The following is a 17,396-nucleotide window of genomic DNA, read 5'->3' as shown; positions in this document are numbered from 1 at the left end:
TCTATCTCATTTTACCATTTGAGAGAACTAGCTTAATAGTCCTATTCATAAAAAAAGAGAAGGGTTCCCCCTCCTCTTGTTGATCATGATTGTTCCTGATTTCTCGCTTCAAATTCATCTAGTATTGCACGCACTTCATCTGTTGATGATGTGTTCATTAATTGGTTTCTTAGGAAGCTCGCTCCTCTGAACCCTTTCACATAAATCTTAAAGAAACGATGAAGTGCCTTAAATGGACGCAAACCTAATGAAGAATATTGATCATGAAGATCAAGATGTAATCTTAAAAGACCTAACAGTTCGTCACTCGTATGCTCTTTCGGCTCTTTTTCAAAGGCAAATGGGTTATGGAAAATTCCGCGCCCAATCATCACTCCGTCTATTCCATATTGCTCAGCGAGCTTTAAGCCCGTTTGACGATCAGGAATATCACCATTGATCGTCAAAAGCGTATCAGGTGCTACTTCATCACGCAGTTTTTTTATCTCAGGAATAAGCTCCCAGTGCGCATCTACCTGGCTCATTTCCTTTCTAGTACGAAGATGAATCGATAAATTCACAATGTCTTGCTCCAAAATGTGTCTGAGCCAACCACGCCATTCATCGACCTCTGTAAACCCTAGTCTTGTTTTCACACTAACAGGTAATCCCCCTGCTTTTGCCGCTTGAATCAGCTCTGCCGCAACGTCTGGACGAAGAATCAATCCACTACCCTTCCCGTTTTGCGTGACATTTGGGACAGGACAGCCCATATTAATATCAAGCCCCTGAAATCCTAACTCCGCCATTCCAATACTCATTTGTCTAAAGTTCTCAGGCTTATCTCCCCAAATATGAGCAACAATCGGCTGCTCATCCTCTGTAAACGTTAAACGGCCTTTCACACTTTGAATGCCATCAGGGTGGCAGTAGCTCTCACTGTTCGTAAACTCTGTAAAAAACACATCAGGTCTCGCCGCCTCACTCACAACATGACGAAACACAACATCTGTCACTTCTTCCATTGGTGCTAATATAAAAAATGGCCGTGGTAAATCACGCCAGAAATTTTTACTCATCTTTCATCCAATTCCTCTCACGACATAGCGCCTTATGGGGCATGTCCTTCTGTAAATTCTTTCAGCAATTTTTATCATTATATACTTTAATATGAACTAGGCAAAATTGCAAAAAAGGATATTTCAAAACCAAATAGGGGGTAAAAATTAATTTTCGACCTATAATTACCGTTTTGTATTCAAGTGAAGGGCAGCCAAAATAAAAATATCCCGATATCGGTGTTATATCACGAAATCGGGATGCTTCAATACATTATGACTGTTGAATCACAAGACTAGCAACGCATTCAACATGTGGTGAGTGTTGAAGGTGGACAATTTAAATAAAGAGATGTAGTAGAATCACCTAATTACAAATCAATATCAACTTCTATAGTTTTAGAAATGATATTGTACAATTTTTTTGCCATTTTTTCCGAACGATAATCAATTATTTTAGTTGCGTTCGATATATATTTTATGCAACCCTCATAATCAAAAGGATTTGGAATTTTGTTATTCCCACTATGATCACATAAATTAAAATTTAATTCTTCGTACTTTTCTAGATAAAAATATATTTGGAATTCATCAAATCCATTCTTAAACTTCTTGAAAAATTCACTATTTAAATTCAATAGAACTATTTCACTTTTTTGTTCGATTAGTTTTTCCCAGTTTTCTTTTATAATCTTTAATTTAACCCCAAAAAAGTCACCCAGATAATTCCAACCTTTGGTATTATACTTTGATGTTGGATAATTTAATGACCCTGGGAATGGCATAAAGTTACCAGGTGTATGATATTTACTTCGAAAGAGTTCAATCTGTTTGGCTAAATGTTTCTTTTTTTTCTCATCTAAAGAAACAAGCAAATTTGCTAATCTATTTTGTGCATTCTTACTACCAAACATTGTCCCAAATGAATTTAAAGTTTCTCCAACTCTCCCTGGCCAAGGATATTCATAAAACCTTAAATTATCATCTTTGAAACACTCGTTATTTTGTTTAATATTTTCAAATAATACACAATATATCGCCAACATAATATTAGTATTATCTGCATCCCAATATGGGGATCCGTACAACGATGGCATTTGATTGAAATCGTTACCTTTATAATTTGCACTTGGTTCTTTTATCTCACTATGTGTAAGCAATTTGCAAAGAGATAATAAATCATTTTGATTATTATTTTCCCTAAGATTATTTAAATAGGAATAGATATACTTCAAACACTTTTCACATTTCAAATATATTAACCTCCTAATGTTATGAAAATACAATCCATAGCGTATGATATATTCTCCGCATTCTTGTTAATCCGATTGATTGCAGCAGCCTAGTATAAAATTTAAATAGGTTGTGGAACTTTCGTTAAGTCCTCTACTTTAATATTATATTGCTCTTCTATGAACTTCTGGTGTTTCTTTAACGCTTTAGGAATTACAATGAATAGTCGATTGATCGCTCTACTCAATCCAACATAGTAAATCCTATGTTCTTCGTCATTTTCCAAATTAGGATTAATAAGAAAATCTAAAGAATTAGGTACTAACAAAACATTTTCAAATTCATCACCTTTTGCTTTATGAATAGTACGGTGATGACTAGTGTCTTCTTTAAAACTTATACATATCGCAAGATGCTTATATAAACTTGCATTATAAAAATCTCGCGCAGCACCATTTCTAAATCCAGCCATTGATGTGAAATATGGCTTTACAACACTATAAAAATCCATCAAAGGCTTTTCATTAAAACTACTATACTTACTTAATAACTCTTGGAGTAATTTTATAGAGTTATTTACTTGTTCTTTTTCTGAATAATCTCTGAACAATGAATTCATTTTCTCTAATGCATTTTTGTAATCACCCAGTCGTGCAAACTCAACTGACTCTATTAAGTTTAGTATTATTTTCTGTCTATCTGGGTTACTATCAGCTTCCTTAAATTTAGTTAATAGTTTTGAATCTACACCATTTAAAGTAACCTGTGACTTCAGTGCATTCGCGGTAGGATTATCTCTTGAAAGCGTATGGATGACTTTATCCTCTCCGCACAAATTCTTTATTTTTTTATAAGCATCTATAGTATCCCCAATAAATAAAATCGGTACATGTTTATCAACGTTTTTATATTTATCTTGGACAATGTCCTTTCTAACCCGGTTTAATAAATCAATAATTTGATTTGAACTACGCCTATTTTCAAGGATTTGATATTCTGTCATGTTTTCTAATCGAAAGTTAATAAACTCTTCTATATTTGCACCTTGGAAAGCATAAATAGACTGCGCAGGATCACCAATAACACCAACGATTGTTTCTTCTTCTGCTATCAACTTTATGATTTTAGTTTGAATAGGATTTGTATCCTGAACTTCATCTAAGAAAAAGTACGGAAATTTTGCCCTTAACACTTTTAATATAAATGGATGTCTTGTTATTAATATATAGCTAAAGAACAAAACATCATCATGATCAATTTTACCGGTTGCCCAAAATATTTTTTTATAACTAATTAAATCGTCTTCTAAAATTTCTGTTACCTTACTTATTGAACCTGCTTTTTCTTGATTACCTACTAACTTTAAGTTTCCTTCTGCGTCATACTTATATTGTAAGTTTCCAAGCCAAACCAACAAGGAATCTAACTTTTTATCATATAGTAATTGCTTATATGAATTCGGATGAACTAAGTCATTTACACGACGGTGATTTTCCAACCACTTTTTAACAATTGAATATCGAGGACTAAAGCTATCGTGACCATTAACCTTTAAAACATTTACATCAAATTCTTCAGCAATATAAGGTAAGTATGGCTTTATAATATGCTTATACAAAAAACTATGAATAGTTGATACTTCTACTCTATTAGTTATACTTGTACCAAGCCTTTTCATAATCGTTTCAACACCGATATTTGTATATGTAATACAGGCTATTTTACGGCTTTTTTCTAACCGTAAAGAACTTTTGACAGTGTTTTTTATATGGTTAACTAACCAGTGTGTTTTACCTGCCCCTGGTCCTGCTATAACTTTAAAATGTTGTTCCAAATGAATATGATCGCTAGATGAAATAGTAATCATTTTTCACACACCCATTCTATAGCGTCTTTTATATATTCAGGTACAATAAACTCTACATAATTTTCCGTGTCAGTATCTCGTTTAGCTAAATTTTCTTGCAAAACGTAGGCTAATTCTAAAGCATTTACACCTTTACCAACAGAATTTAAATATCTAGCAGCTATTAATGCTATTTTTTTATCTGATTCGTCCCATGTAAGGTTAGTATGTTTAAGCGCCTCAACTATTCTAGTATTTTCTTCAGATTTACTTAATCGATCACATAGTTTACCTAAATCCTTACCTTCCTCAAATAATTTCATCAGGTCTTTTATTTCTTTTATATTTGACATAGAATTTGTTATTAAACCTTCAAATGTTGGATTGTAGCGAATTAAATCATACTCCAAAGTTTTCCCAAAAACTTCGTTTTGTAAAAAGAACTCGATGTTCGAAGAATAGTCTTCACCATGATTATTGAATCTATATTCATATTTGCTATTATCAATTTCCAATTCAAAAGGATAACATTTTTTATAGGAAGGCTTATCGGCCGTATTGTCTTTTCTTTCTGGATCCCTATCAGTAATACAAACAACTTTCCTATTAATTGCAGTTGAATTACTCGTATTAAATAAATATAAGAAATGATTGAAGTATTTCCCACCTACATTTATTACAGCAACATGGTTATCCTCTAAAGATTTCCCTGCATATTCAGCAAAAATGGACATTAGCAATTGTTCTGCAAGACCTTCTACTAAAATAAGTTTTTCTGCAAAAAGCATATTCGATTTAGTCGCGTCTAAAAATCTTTGTACATACTTTTTACTTTCTTCATTGGTTCCAAAAACTTTTCCTGGATAACTAACATGTGTTTCATTATCGACTTTATATAGACAAATTAGTTCGTCTAAACCTAATGCTCCCGTTATATGAGTTGAATGGGTTGTTACGAATAATTGACGTACCTTTTTATCTTTTAAATTTTGCTTTAAAAAATTAAGTAGCTGCCTTTGCATTGATGGATGTAAATGCGCTTCTGGTTCTTCTATTACAAGCATCGGAAAGACTTTTGCATTACTTCCTAAATAAGTTTCGCTCGCATTAACTTGCATTTTTGCTAATAATAAAGACATGAAAATCAAATTATTATAGCCAAGCCCATTATGTGTTATAGGCAATTGAATTCCCGTTTGATACTCTACAATTAATTTAAGTGCTGAATAAAGTTCAATATCTGTGATGCTACCTGCAAAATTTGGCTCTGCATTATCGAAAGAAGCACCTATATCTTTTGAATAGGATAAAATCTGTTTCTTCCCTTCCAACATCCTAATATTCAATGAGTCCATTAGAGTCTTCGCTTGATTTTCAAACTCCATTTTTTTATCTTTAATTTGTCGTTCTTTATCACCATCATCTAATCTCTCATTAGATTTAATATCAAAGTCCATAAAGAAATCGAAGACGTTTTTTAATAGCGTATTTTTACCACTAAACATGTCCCTTTCAACATCCCTAATGGCATCTAAAAACTGAAAGTCGAACTTCTTTAAATACTCGCCATCTACTGTAATTTGATTTTCTAAATTACCACCAAAAATTTTGTATGTATATAAACGTAAAAAGTTTCTATCGATAATTTCCCATGCTTCAGTTAGGGCTTTTGCGGAAGATAACATTCTTCTATAATCTTCATGGTATTTAAAAGGCAGACAAAATTCATAATGTATTTTTGCTTCGTATGGCTCTTCTAACTTAGTTAGCCATTGACCCCTTCCTCACTTATTCGAATAAGAAAAAGTTGGTGTTAATCTATAAATATAACTACTTTTTTATTTACTTTTATGTTTTGTTTAACAATTCCTAAGGTTCTTTTGGAACCACTTCATTTACAAAAAATCGCTATCTTTAAAATTTAACAATCCATCTTTCATGGGGGAAATCGAGGCATAGGGTTGCCAGATTTCTTCACTAAAAATCCCCGAACAAATTCTAACAATCCATTTTATTGGTTTATATACTAATTTCGATTTACTGAATAAAATAGTCCGCTACTATTTATTCAGCTTAGTAATTAGCGGTTCATATAGATTGGAAATCCATCCACAGATCGTGCCGATGCCTAACTCCGTGGTGGTCTAGTGCAAATAGCTGTTGCTACGCATTAGTTACAAATCCTCTATCTCAATCTTAGCTTGGAGATAAAAAACGATGGTAACACATCTAAAAATGTAAGAAGCTAATCTTCTGGGCGATAAGAAAAAATCGTCAAGTGCTTATGCGACTGCCCTAGCAGGTATGTATTAACTTTGTTTTGTGAATTGTCTACGGACAAAAAACTCACTTTTCATCTTGGGTTTGAGATGAAGCCTGCGGAATACAGGTACAAGTGAGCAGCACCCACCAAAATGGTGACAAGTGATGAGCTTGTAGTGTGCAACCAAAGAACCCAACACATTTAAAGTCTTTCTTTTACTCAATATAGACAGTCAATTTAACTGTACGCAGAAACCCCTTTTTTTAGCTTTTCTGAAGGGAACTGTATTTAAATTTTATAAAGATCAGACTTTTTCGTAGTAGGCGAAGTCTGTCTTTTTTTGTTTTTCATTTTTAGAAAGGAATGTTGCAAATGCAGTACAAACGAGGGTGGATTAAATCAGATGATGAAGTCCGAGAATACGCAAATAATGATATTGAATTAAGCAACAAAGGAGCATATATCAATTTAATGACGCAATTGAATAAATTAGCAAGGCATAGCAAAGGTATAAGTGTGCATAAATCAATGCCGCAATATTATCACCATATGCACTTATTTTGTTTATTTCTTGCTGACTATTTTAACTTAAAGACGTTAGTGAATATTCATGATAAACATATCGTTCAATATGTGATTGAACGACAAGATGAAGGTAAATCAGCTTCGACAATTAAAAACGATTTAGCTGCAATTCGATATTTTCACGATCAGATTCCAAATTCACGCTATCGAATCAGTAGCAATCAAAAATTAAAAGAAAAGTATCCAGAATTTGAACTAGAAAGGACGGTTTGGTGGAGTAAATCGCCGGGCAACAGAATTTGAATATCAGACTTTGGTTTCGCTTGCTTCTAAATCCAATAACCCGAAGCTAGCTATTATTATTCAACTGGCTCGTGAGTTAGGATTACGAGTACATGAAGCAGTTAAAATTGAGCGAGCCGCTGCAGAAAAGGCTTTAAGAACCGGTTATCTAACGGTAAAAGGTAAAGGTGGATTAGTTCGTGATGTACCTGTTCAGCCAATCGAGTTAAGTATGCAATACCACTTTAAAAATGCTCACTAAAAAGGACTCAATTCCTTTTACAAGAATTGCGCCCGATTATGGAATTAAGTGAATAACAATTTCAAATACCTCTATTATCTGTATAAAACTGCTTACTCATATTAAAGAGCGTTAAGGAGGTTGATTATTCAGCCTCTATTCTAACGCTCAATGTTTTCTAGAATTAACTAACGTTACTTTAATATAGACACTTTTGAATACTAATTATGTTTCTTTAAATATGTTCTCGCTAAATAATTCTTTATATACTGTTTAAGAAATGGATTTTTTAATAACTTATGAACTCTATGTGAGGACTTTTCATAGGGAGCATATTTTTCATCAGACAACCTCTGCCAATGGCTATTCAGCCAAGCTTCCACATATCCTTCTGGTGTATCAAAAGCTAATGCATCTACATCATATGTTGCATTTTTCCCACCTACGATCCCGTTAAAACTTTGCATAGTTGTGCCTTTTCCTAAAATTTCGCTGGTTATTTCTAGTGCTTTTTCTTCGTTCTCTTTGACAAATTGAATAACTTCATCGTTCTTCATAGCCATAGCGATTCCCCCCTTTTCATAATACTACTGCGCTTGTTTTCTACCATTCAAGACGCTTACCTTGTACTGCGACTCGATATTCTGCTGTTTTAGGATTGCTTTTAAGATACTTTTCCATTTCAGTGAAGACAATTGCTTTTGGGGCAGGTGAAGTTGATGTAGTAGTAGTAGCATTTAGTACTTTAGAATATGCAATTGCCGCTGTTACAACCGATGGGTTGTTAGTGTCAATTATTGTAATATTACCTTGTGTAGTAATTACTGGACCACTTAGTTCGATAAAATCCATAAGTAAGATCCTTTCTAAATTTAATTAATTTGAACTTTGACCTTCTTTGACTATAATCACATATTTGTATAGATAATGTCAAATTATCTCTCTACTCCCAGTTTCAATAACTCTTTACCAATTATTTTAAAATTGCGTGCTGTTATTCAAGAATATGGCCCGATTGTGGAACATAAGTTTAACATCAATCTTCAACTAAACTGCTCCGTTAATTGAATAAGGAAGTGATATTAAAAGCAACAATATCCACAATTAATTTACCCAGATGTTTTGACAAGAAGTGTACCACCTTTTTTCACTAGCCAAAATTCTTGATAAGAGGGTCATTCCCTCTAAAATACTTAAATTAATTTATCGACTACACTTCTACTTACATTTTTTAAAATAATCTAGTAACACCCTATTAAAATATGAGAACTCATCGTGTAGAATGTTTTCACTTTTAGCTAAAAGCCTTATTTACCTACTTTTTCAGGAGGAAAACATTCGATGAAAATCACACGTAAATTTGAAAATGATAATCCAATTGTTGCAATTAAACAAACGCTCGAAGTCCTGTTTGACACTTATATCGATCAGTTTTATGCTATTAACAAGGTGAATTCTACTACATCTTCTGATAACAAGGAGGATGTATAACATGCGATGTGCAGTTTATGCTCGTGTATCAACAGGGTTAGATAGTCAAAAGACATCAATCCCTTCACAAATTAAGCTCTTTGAAAATTACATTAAGGAAAAAGGCTGGGAGCTTTATAAAGTTTACTCAGATGTGCAATCTGCATCTAAATCAAATCGCAGCGGTGGTATTCAAGATTTAATTCAAGATGCAAAAGATAAAAAATTTGATGTCGTACTTTCGAAGGAAATTTCACGAATTTCACGGAATGGGATTTTTTCATATGAATTTAAAAATATCTTACTTCTTAATCAAATTCATGTCATTACTTTAGATGGTGCAATTAATTCAATGGGAGATAACTTCTTCAACTTCGGTCTGTTCGTATGGATGGCAGAAGCAGCTCGTACTAGCAAACGTATAAAGGTCTCTTATGAAGTCCGTGCTAAATCGGGACGGTTTGATGACGCTCCCTATGGCTACGATTTAGAAGATGGTAAACTCTATATTTCTAGAAGTGGCAGTGCAGAAGTTGTGCAACGAATTTATAAAGAATATATTGCAGGTGAGAGTTTTGACGCGATTGGGCGCTCATTGTTTAATGAGGGTGTTCCTACTCCTGCTCAAGAAAAGGGACACAAAAATGCAAATGTATTTTGGCATGGCTCTACAATACGTCAAATCCTTGAACGTGAAGTCTATATAGGTTGTTTAGTTCAAAGAAAACTTCTACAATTTCTCCGACAACAACTAAGCGTATTATTAATAAAGAATCGGACTGGATTGTAATCGAAAATACGCATGAGCCAATTATAAGTAAAGAGGACTTTGCATTAGTACAACAATTAATCAAATCTCGGAAACGTATTCGCTCACAACAAAGCACACATCTGTTCACAGGTTTACTTGTCTGTGGTAACTGTGGAGCTGGAATGCATTTTAAGCGTGATCGCTATGTGTGTGGAAACCAGAACAAACATGGAAAAAAAGCTTGTCCCGACAATTTCCGCCCAATTGAAAAAGAATTAGTTCAAGTATTATTGAATGATTTAAATACTATATACTTTTCAAATGTTTCCGTTGCTTCAACAGAGAAACTACTAGACAACAATCTGAAAAAGTTAAACTCAAAGTCAGTGAATAATCATGAAAAATTACAAAAACAGCTTGCTAGTCTCCGTACTAAGAAACAAAAGGCACTTGATTTGTTGTTAGATGATAAGATTAACCAAGAAGATTATGACGGTCTTGTAGCTACTTTAAATCCTGAAATAGAGAAACTAGTTGAACAACTAAATCTGTTACAGTATGAGGAAAGTAATATGCAAGTAGATGTTGCTAATTTGAAAGCGTATATCCTAAATCAATTAAATCCTAAACGACCACTCACAGAGCTAACTCCAACAATTTTAGCTCGCTTCATTCATAAAATAACAGTAAAAGCAGACGGCCAATTAGAAGTGCATTATCGCACTTCTAAACCGTCTGCTTTTTATGTTTCAGCAAATATTAAATTAGCGATTCCTAAGACTCACCCTAATAAAACGTCTGTTAAAAAACACGCTTAACTTAGGATTAGTCAATTAATTCAAGCAACGCACAGCACTCAACATGACTCGTATGCGGAAACATATCCACCGGCTGCACTTCCTCCGTCACATACCCACCATCTTCAAGAATACGCAAATCACGAGCTAGCGTCCCAGGATTACAGGACACATACACAACACGGTTTGGTTTCATCTTTAAAATCGTATCAAGCAGTGCTTCATCACAGCCTTTTCTTGGCGGATCAACAACTAACGTATCTGCTTTGATGCCTTCTTGGTACCAGTTTGGGATAACAGTTTCTGCTTCGCCGACTGCGAATTCAACATTATTGATTCCGTTTAAAGCAGCGTTGCGTTTTGCATCTTCAATCGCTTCTGGAACAATTTCAACCCCATATACTTTGCCTGCTTTTTGTGCGAGAAATAAGGAAATTGTACCGATTCCGCAATACGCATCGATCACGGTTTCTTCTCCTTGCAGCTCGGCATATTCCAGCGCTTTGTCATAAAGCACCTTTGTTTGGGCTGGGTTCACTTGATAAAATGAGCGGGCTGAAATAGCAAATTTGATGTCGCCAATCGTGTCATAAATGTATTCTTCTCCCCATAAAACGGTCGTTTCGTCTCCAAAAATGACATTTGTCTTCTTTGAATTCACGTTTTGCACAATTGACCGAACGTGTGGGAAGCGTGCTATAATCTGCTCAATCACTTGCTGCTTTTGCGGAAAATCAGCCGTTCTTGTGACAAACACAACCATCATTTCACCTGTTGCCATGCCGTAGCGAACCATGACATGACGCAACCAGCCTTTATGCCGCTCTTCGTTATATGCTTTGATGCCAAACGCATTGCAGATGTCTTTTACTGCCTGTACCACTTCGTCATTTTCTGATTGCTGGATCAAGCATTTTTCCATATCAATGATTTCATGGGTACGCTGCTGATAAAATCCTGCAACAAGTCCGCCTTCCCGTTCGCCAACTGGAACTTGTGCTTTGTTTCGGTAATTCCAAGGGGCTTCCATGCCGAGTACAGGATGAACTTTTACACGGCTCATATCAAGCTTGCCGATCCGCTCCAATACGTCCTTTACTTGTTTCTGTTTAAATTGTAGCTGACCTTCATAGCTCATGTGCTGGATTTGACAGCCGCCGCACTGCTTATAGATAGGACATGGCGCATCTTGCCTGTGCTGACTTTCCTTTGTCAGCTCCATGAGTCGTCCAAAAGCAAATCCTTTTTTGACACGTGTGACTTTGATTTTCCCTTGTTCCTCAGGAAGGGCATTCGGTACAAACACAGGGAAACCCTCAATTTTCGCTACACCTGCACCTTCGTGCGTTAAATCTTCGAAGGTTACATTGTAGTATTCATTCTTTTCAACAGGCGGTTTCATTTTCACCAATTTTATCACCTCATTTGCAAAGAAAAACTTGGTCGCCATAAGGAACCAAGTTCAGTCTTCACCCTATTTTTTCAGCTGTTGCTTTTGGCACAATAAATTCAATATGGCGATACAGGTTTTCAAATTCACCTGGCAGCATGCCGCCGTATTCACCATCTAAATTCAATTGCATTTTATCTTTTACATCTACCTTTACGCGATTCGCTTTTGCGTAGATGACATTGTTATCATGAATATGCTCGCCTCGAAGTGCAAGGCTGACCACTCGAATGGCTTCTGCTAGATTGACCTTCTTTAGAATGATCAGGTCAAACATCCCATCATCTAGAATGGAATCTGGCGCCAGCTTTTCAAAGCCGCCTACTGAGTTTGTTAGTGAAACAAGAAACAGCATGATTTCTCCATGAAACAATTTGCCGTCATATTCAATTTCGACTTCTGTCGGGCGAATGGAAGGAAGCATCTCCATGCCTTTCAAATAATACGCAAGTTGTCCTAGCATGGTTTTCAGCTTACTAGGCACTTCATAGGTCAGCTCTGTTAATCGGCCGCCTCCCGCAATATTAATGAAATACTGTCCATTCACTTTACCAATATCAAGCGGCTTTGCTACACCATCAATGATGGCATCTGTCGCTTTTAAAATATCTTCTCTTGGAATGCCAAGTGCTCTTGCGAAGTCATTGGTCGTTCCAACTGGAATGATTCCTAATTTTGGTCTTTTTTCAAGCGGTGCTAATCCATTGACGACTTCATTAATCGTGCCGTCTCCACCAGCTGCTACAATTAAATCAAAATCTCTCTGTGCGGCTTTTTCGGCTGCTTGTGTTGCATCTCCTGCACATGTCGTCGCATGACAAGATGTTTCATAGCCAGCCTGTTCAAATTTTTGCAAAACCTGCGGTAAATTCTTCTTAAAGAGTTCACGTCCAGATGTCGGATTGTATATAATTCGAGCACGTTTCATTCATCATCATCCTATTATCATTATGCAATCTATTTTCACCACTAACAACCTTTAATTATACTATGAGATTTGAAAATGGCAACAGAACAACCCCCTAATATTTGAAATCTCACGGTACGTTTCCCTCAGCAGATCAGCATTCTGATAAGATAAAAGAAAACGATGAAAAGGATGGTATGCCATGAAAAAGCCTGTCTATTTCAATCATGACGGCGGTGTTGATGATCTTGTGTCCTTATTTCTACTTCTTCAAATGGAACACCTGAAAGTGATCGGGACGTCTGTGATTCCTGCTGATTGTTATTTAGAGCCTGCACTGAGCGCCTCTCAGAAAATTATTGATCGATTTAGCCCATATGAGATTGAAGTAGCCGCTTCCAATTCTAGAGGTGTGAATCCATTTCCAAAAGAATGGCGCATGCATGCTTTTTATGTAGATGCTTTGCCGATTTTAAATGAAAAAGGCGCTATTGATACAAAAGTATCTAAGCTTCCTGCACATCTTCACCTGATTGAAACGGTGAAAAAGTCAACCGAATCTGTTACGCTGCTCTTTACAGGACCGCTCACAGACCTTGCACGCGCCTTAGAAGAAGATCCTTCCATCTCAAATAAAATTGAGAAACTGGTGTGGATGGGCGGCACATTCCTTGAAAAAGGCAATGTCGAAGAACCCGAGCATGATGGAACAGCAGAATGGAATGCTTTTTGGGACCCTTATGCTGTGAGCACCGTATTTCAAGAGCGTTTTCCAATTGAAATGGTCGCACTGGAAAGCACGAATCAAGTCCCGCTCACACTCGATGTCCGTCAACGATGGGCTTCCCTTCGCTCTCACATCGGGATTGACTTTATTGGACAATGTTATGCCTTTTGTCCGCCTCTCATTCATCACGAAACGAACTCGACTTACTACTTATGGGATGTGCTGACAACGATCACTCTTGCATCCACCTCATTTACCCGTTCAAAAGAAATGAATGCAATTGTTTATACCGAATCGCCAAGACAAGGACGTACCGAAGAACATCCAGATGGAAAATCGATTCAAGTCATTGACCACGTTGATCGAGATGCCTTTTTCCAAGCCTTTGAAGAGCTTATGAGAAAAGCGGTTTGTCAGATTTCATCATAAAAAAGCCCCGCTTATTAGCGGGGCTAAAATGAACTTGATTTTAGCCCTGTGTCTTCTTTTCAGCGTGATAGAAAACCTTTGCAGCCCTAGGAAGGACGAGTACCGGCGCGGAGCGAATTTGACATTCGTGAGCACCGGCACGCAGGACTGACAAAGAATGCGAGGGTTTGTCTACACGCTGAAGCCCCGCTCATGAGCGGGGCTTCCTCTTACTCTTCTTCAGCGTACTTTTTCTTACGTCTAAACTTGCTTAAGATTTCATACACGATTGGCACGATGACCAATGTGAGAAGTGTAGAACTTGTTAAACCGCCAATAACGGTGACGCCAAGTCCTTTTGATACGATCTGACTTCCGCCTTCAAAACCTAATGCGAGTGGCAGCAATGCACCAATTGTCGCAAGTGCCGTCATTAAGATTGGGCGTAATCTTGTTGTACCTGCTTCAAGTAAGGCTTCTCTTGTTGAAAGTCCTTCTTTTTCTTTATGAATCACTCGGTCAATTAAGACAATGGCATTTGTTACAACGATTCCGATCAGCATCAGCAATCCAATCATGGCATTTAAACTGATGGTTTCTTTCGCTACAAACAATCCAACGAGTGCACCAATAATCGTAAATGGAAGTGAGAACAGAATCGCAAATGGTGCAAGACCTCCGCCAAATGTAATGACGAGAACGAGGTATACAATAGCAATCGCTGCAAGCATTGCGAGTCCTAGCTGTGTAAAGGATTCCTCAATATCCGCACTTACACCACCTGTATCAATCGTAACGCCAGATTTTAAATCAAGCTTGTCAACTTTCTTCTGGACATCTTGTGTCACACTTGATACGTCGTCTGTTGTCATGTCACCAGATACTTCAGCGTAAATCTTCCCATCACGCTTTGTCACAGTGTTTGCTGTTGTGCCATCTTTCACTTTCACCACATCGCCAATTCGGACTTGTTGTCCTGTTGGTGTTGTGATCTTTTTATTCTCTAGATCTTTTTTACTCTTGTATTCATCTTTTTCCGTTTGAAGCTTCACATCTAGTTCTTTGCCGTCCTCTGTTACTTTCGTCAACGTTGTTTCATTACTTTGAGGAGCGATCGCCTGTGCGATTTGTGAAGCGGTCAAGCCTAGTTTCGCCAGTTTTTCTTGATCTGCATTAAACGTATATTCGTCATATTTCTCAGATAAGCTTGTGCTGACGTTTTTCAAGTTCTTCTCATCTTTTAAAATGTTCTCGACATCTTTGACTGTGCCTTCAATATCACTTGCTTTGTCACCGTACACATAGTACGTCACTGTATTGCTTGCGCCAGCAGATGAGAAGTCTTGTGATTTCCATTCCCCTTTAGACGTTTTGTCTTGAAGGGCTTTAACCACACGATCTTTTTCTTTATCAAAGTTCGGTGTGTCCTCGTCGTATTGTACGAAGAATAATGCACCGTTAGAGTTTCCACCAACACTTGCTGTCAGTGCATTTGAAGAGCCTAATGAATATTGAACCGTATTGACATGATCACGTTTCATTAAGTAATCTTCTGCCTTTTTCGTTTCAGCAATGGCTTGTTCTCTCGTTTGTCCAGGCTCTGGCGTGTATGTCACCATTGCCGTTTTTTCTGCTTCCTGCGGTAAGAAGCTGACACCGACAAGTGGTGCGAGGAATAAGCTGCCGATCAGCATCAAAATCGCAATTCCTGACGTGATCCATTTATGGTTCAATGTCCAATTGAGTACACGTCTATAACCACCAGCAAGTTTGCTTGGTTTGTGTTCTTTTACCTTTTTCGCTTTGCCGTACAGGTTCTTTTTAAATAGGCTGTGAGCCATCATTGGAACGATTGTAATGGCAACAAGTAGTGAAGCCATTAGAGCAAACACAATGGTTAATGCAAATGGGATGAATAGTTCACCAATCATTCCACCCACTAGCGCTAATGGCAAGAATACCGCAATTGTGACAATCGTCGAAGACATAATCGGAATAAACATTTCTTTTGTGGCTTCTCTAACGAGTGCTTTGCCTTTTAACGGTTCATCTTTTAACGCCATTCGTCGATAGATGTTTTCTATGACAACAATCGAGTCATCGACAACACGCCCAATGGCGACTGTCATGGCACCAAGTGTCATGATATTTAATGTGATATCCAGCTGATTTAATAATAAAACAGCAATCAACAGGGATAACGGAATGGAGATGACCGAAATTAATGTTGATTTGATATCTCGAAGGAACAACATAATGATAATGATCGCAAAGATTGCTCCGATGATCGCCTTGTTCAGCATTGTGCTGACAGATTCTTTAATCGGCTCTGCTTGATCATATGTCGTGCTGACTTTGATTCCTTTATTGTCTTTTTTGAATGTTTCAAGTTCTTTTGTGACTGCTTCTGCTACACTCACTGTGTTGGCATCAGAGCCTTTGACAATTTGCAAACCGATACTGTCTTTTCCGTTCGTTCTAGAAATCGATTCTGCATCTTTCACGACTTTAATATCTGCAATCTCAGAAAGTTTGATCGTCGGCAGCTCTACAGATTGACCGCTTGCTGCACCAGTTTGTTGCTGAGCTGCTGCTGCTTGCTGCTGACTTGCACTTCCAGCCTGTTGATCAGCACCTTGAGCTCCTGCATTTCCTGAGCCGCTAGAAGGCGCTCCAGCTCCTGCGCTTCCCGCACCGCCGCTTGCACTTGGTGTGACAGGAATTCGCATGTTTTTCAAATCTTTAACACTTAAAATATTGCCATCCACTACGACTGATTTTTGCTTGTTGCCAAATGTGTATAACCCTAAAGGTACATTGACATCAGAGCCTTTGATCATGTTTTGGACAGTTTCTTCATCTAAACCATATTCCTTTAATTTCTTTTGTTTAAAAGAAAATTCTACTTCTTTGATTTGTTGTCCAGAAGCTTCGACAGAAGAGACACCATCTAAACCTTGAAGAGAAGGAATAAGGTCATTTTCCACTTTTTGTGTCAGGTCTTGTAATGATTCTTTATCACCGGAGACACTAAGAGCTAAGATTGGAATCGCATTGATGCTAAAACGTGCAATTTTTGGTTTTTCTGCATTTTCTGGAAAATTGATATTGCTAATGGCATCTTCAATTTCCTTCTTTGCTTCATCCATATCTTTATTGTAATCGTACTCGATTTGAATCGATGAGGCATTTTCAAAAGAATTAGAAGTGACCACATTCACCCCATTGAGATTTTGTATCGACTTCTCAATTGGATCTGTCACCTTATCTGATACTTCGTCCGGCGTTGCGCCAGGATACGTTGTAGAAACCGTAATGACTGGAGTGTTGATATTCGGGATTGATTCTTGTTTCATATTCAATCCGGCATATAGACCAGCAACTGTTACGATAATCGTCATGAGCCATACAGCGAACTTGTTCTTTAATACAAAATTGATGATCGAATTCATTATGTCC

15 protein-coding genes are annotated in these 17,396 nt (G+C 36.9%); 6 read left to right on the top strand and 9 right to left on the bottom strand.

The features are described 5' to 3' along the window. Positions 1 to 83: 83 nt before the first annotated feature. From M2353_RS03465 to M2353_RS03450, 4 genes are all read right to left on the bottom strand, one after another. Positions 84 to 1,058 carry a tRNA dihydrouridine synthase gene (locus M2353_RS03465; RefSeq protein WP_284724953.1) on the bottom strand — a complete coding sequence of 325 codons (975 nt, stop codon included), beginning with the start codon at positions 1,056 to 1,058 and terminating at the stop codon, positions 84 to 86. Positions 1,059 to 1,408: 350 nt separating this feature from the next. Then, complete coding sequence (locus M2353_RS03460) at positions 1,409 to 2,290, bottom strand: hypothetical protein (protein ID WP_284724952.1); 882 nt, start codon at positions 2,288 to 2,290, stop codon at positions 1,409 to 1,411. 101 nt (positions 2,291 to 2,391) lie between these two features. After that, entirely contained in the window at positions 2,392 to 4,137 is a 1,746-nt protein-coding gene (locus tag M2353_RS03455) for a UvrD-helicase domain-containing protein (RefSeq protein ID WP_284724951.1), read from the bottom strand. Beyond that, positions 4,134 to 5,852 carry an ATP-dependent nuclease gene (locus M2353_RS03450; protein WP_284725984.1) on the bottom strand — a complete coding sequence of 573 codons (1,719 nt, stop codon included), beginning with the start codon at positions 5,850 to 5,852 and terminating at the stop codon, positions 4,134 to 4,136. The genes M2353_RS03455 and M2353_RS03450 overlap by 4 nt, the downstream gene beginning before the upstream one ends. An 899-nt stretch (positions 5,853 to 6,751) precedes the next feature. Between M2353_RS03450 and M2353_RS03445 the strand changes: the two genes are divergently transcribed. Both M2353_RS03445 and M2353_RS20230 read left to right on the top strand, forming a co-directional pair. Then, on the top strand, positions 6,752 to 7,207 hold the full coding sequence (locus tag M2353_RS03445) for a site-specific integrase (RefSeq protein ID WP_186316948.1): 456 nt from the start codon (positions 6,752 to 6,754) through the stop codon (positions 7,205 to 7,207). 10 nt (positions 7,208 to 7,217) lie between these two features. Next, a complete protein-coding gene (locus tag M2353_RS20230) occupies positions 7,218 to 7,448 on the top strand; it encodes an integrase domain-containing protein (protein ID WP_425332865.1) in 231 nt (76 codons plus the stop codon). A 200-nt stretch (positions 7,449 to 7,648) separates the two neighbouring features. Here the strand turns inward: M2353_RS20230 and M2353_RS03440 are convergent, their stop codons facing one another. Together M2353_RS03440 and M2353_RS03435 are read right to left on the bottom strand one after the other, a co-directional pair. Continuing rightward, entirely contained in the window at positions 7,649 to 7,990 is a 342-nt protein-coding gene (locus tag M2353_RS03440) for a topoisomerase (RefSeq protein WP_284724950.1), read from the bottom strand. 40 nt (positions 7,991 to 8,030) lie between these two features. Beyond that, on the bottom strand, positions 8,031 to 8,279 hold the full coding sequence (locus M2353_RS03435) for a hypothetical protein (protein WP_284724949.1): 249 nt from the start codon (positions 8,277 to 8,279) through the stop codon (positions 8,031 to 8,033). 489 nt (positions 8,280 to 8,768) lie between these two features. Here M2353_RS03435 and M2353_RS03430 point away from each other — a divergent pair, with 489 nt between their 5' ends. From M2353_RS03430 to M2353_RS03420, 3 genes are read left to right on the top strand one after another with little or no spacing between them, the layout of a single operon-like run. Beyond that, positions 8,769 to 8,918 (top strand): hypothetical protein, encoded by a 150-nt coding sequence (locus M2353_RS03430; protein ID WP_268390429.1) that lies wholly within the window; start codon positions 8,769 to 8,771, stop codon positions 8,916 to 8,918. Position 8,919: 1 nt separating this feature from the next. Next, a complete protein-coding gene (locus M2353_RS03425; RefSeq protein ID WP_284724948.1) occupies positions 8,920 to 9,687 on the top strand; it encodes a recombinase family protein in 768 nt (255 codons plus the stop codon). After that, positions 9,606 to 10,466: a recombinase zinc beta ribbon domain-containing protein gene (locus M2353_RS03420; RefSeq protein WP_144667880.1), complete on the top strand. Its 861-nt coding sequence runs from the start codon at positions 9,606 to 9,608 to the stop codon at positions 10,464 to 10,466. Before M2353_RS03425 ends, M2353_RS03420 begins: the two co-directional genes overlap by 82 nt. 7 nt (positions 10,467 to 10,473) lie before the next feature. Here M2353_RS03420 and rlmD read toward each other — a convergent pair whose 3' ends face one another. Together rlmD and M2353_RS03410 are read right to left on the bottom strand one after the other, a co-directional pair. Next, the gene (gene rlmD, locus M2353_RS03415; RefSeq protein WP_284724947.1) at positions 10,474 to 11,853 is read right to left on the bottom strand and encodes a 23S rRNA (uracil(1939)-C(5))-methyltransferase RlmD; all 1,380 of its coding nucleotides are present in this window, start codon (positions 11,851 to 11,853) and stop codon (positions 10,474 to 10,476) included. Between the two features lie 61 nt (positions 11,854 to 11,914). Continuing rightward, positions 11,915 to 12,823, bottom strand: coding sequence for a diacylglycerol kinase (locus M2353_RS03410; protein WP_007496845.1), 909 nt, complete (start codon positions 12,821 to 12,823; stop codon positions 11,915 to 11,917). 181 nt (positions 12,824 to 13,004) lie between these two features. Between M2353_RS03410 and M2353_RS03405 the strand changes: the two genes are divergently transcribed. Beyond that, complete coding sequence (locus M2353_RS03405) at positions 13,005 to 13,958, top strand: nucleoside hydrolase (protein ID WP_284724946.1); 954 nt, start codon at positions 13,005 to 13,007, stop codon at positions 13,956 to 13,958. Positions 13,959 to 14,167: 209 nt separating this feature from the next. On the opposite strand, the gene M2353_RS03400 is transcribed toward M2353_RS03405, so the two are convergent. Next, positions 14,168 to 17,389 (bottom strand): efflux RND transporter permease subunit, encoded by a 3,222-nt coding sequence (locus M2353_RS03400; protein ID WP_008344233.1) that lies wholly within the window; start codon positions 17,387 to 17,389, stop codon positions 14,168 to 14,170. Positions 17,390 to 17,396: the final 7 nt, after the last annotated feature.

This window comes from Bacillus aerius, from assembly GCF_029894105.1.
Lineage (GTDB): Bacteria > Bacillota > Bacilli > Bacillales > Bacillaceae > Bacillus > Bacillus altitudinis.
This window is presented reverse-complemented; position numbering and strand designations above follow the sequence as displayed.

Excerpts from the sequence above, each read along its gene's own strand:
- M2353_RS03445 (WP_186316948.1), top strand. The coding sequence starts at position 6,752 with ATGCAGTACAAACGAGGGTGGATTAAATCAGATGATGAAGTCCGAGAA.
- M2353_RS03425 (WP_284724948.1), top strand. The coding sequence starts at position 8,920 with ATGCGATGTGCAGTTTATGCTCGTGTATCAACAGGGTTAGATAGTCAA.
- M2353_RS03410 (WP_007496845.1), bottom strand. The coding sequence starts at position 12,823 with ATGAAACGTGCTCGAATTATATACAATCCGACATCTGGACGTGAACTC.
- M2353_RS03405 (WP_284724946.1), top strand. The coding sequence starts at position 13,005 with ATGAAAAAGCCTGTCTATTTCAATCATGACGGCGGTGTTGATGATCTT.
- M2353_RS03455 (WP_284724951.1), bottom strand. The coding sequence starts at position 4,137 with ATGATTACTATTTCATCTAGCGATCATATTCATTTGGAACAACATTTT.
- M2353_RS03430 (WP_268390429.1), top strand. The coding sequence starts at position 8,769 with ATGAAAATCACACGTAAATTTGAAAATGATAATCCAATTGTTGCAATT.
- M2353_RS03400 (WP_008344233.1), bottom strand. The coding sequence starts at position 17,389 with ATGAATTCGATCATCAATTTTGTATTAAAGAACAAGTTCGCTGTATGG.
- M2353_RS03435 (WP_284724949.1), bottom strand. The coding sequence starts at position 8,279 with ATGGATTTTATCGAACTAAGTGGTCCAGTAATTACTACACAAGGTAAT.
- M2353_RS03465 (WP_284724953.1), bottom strand. The coding sequence starts at position 1,058 with ATGAGTAAAAATTTCTGGCGTGATTTACCACGGCCATTTTTTATATTA.
- M2353_RS03440 (WP_284724950.1), bottom strand. The coding sequence starts at position 7,990 with ATGGCTATGAAGAACGATGAAGTTATTCAATTTGTCAAAGAGAACGAA.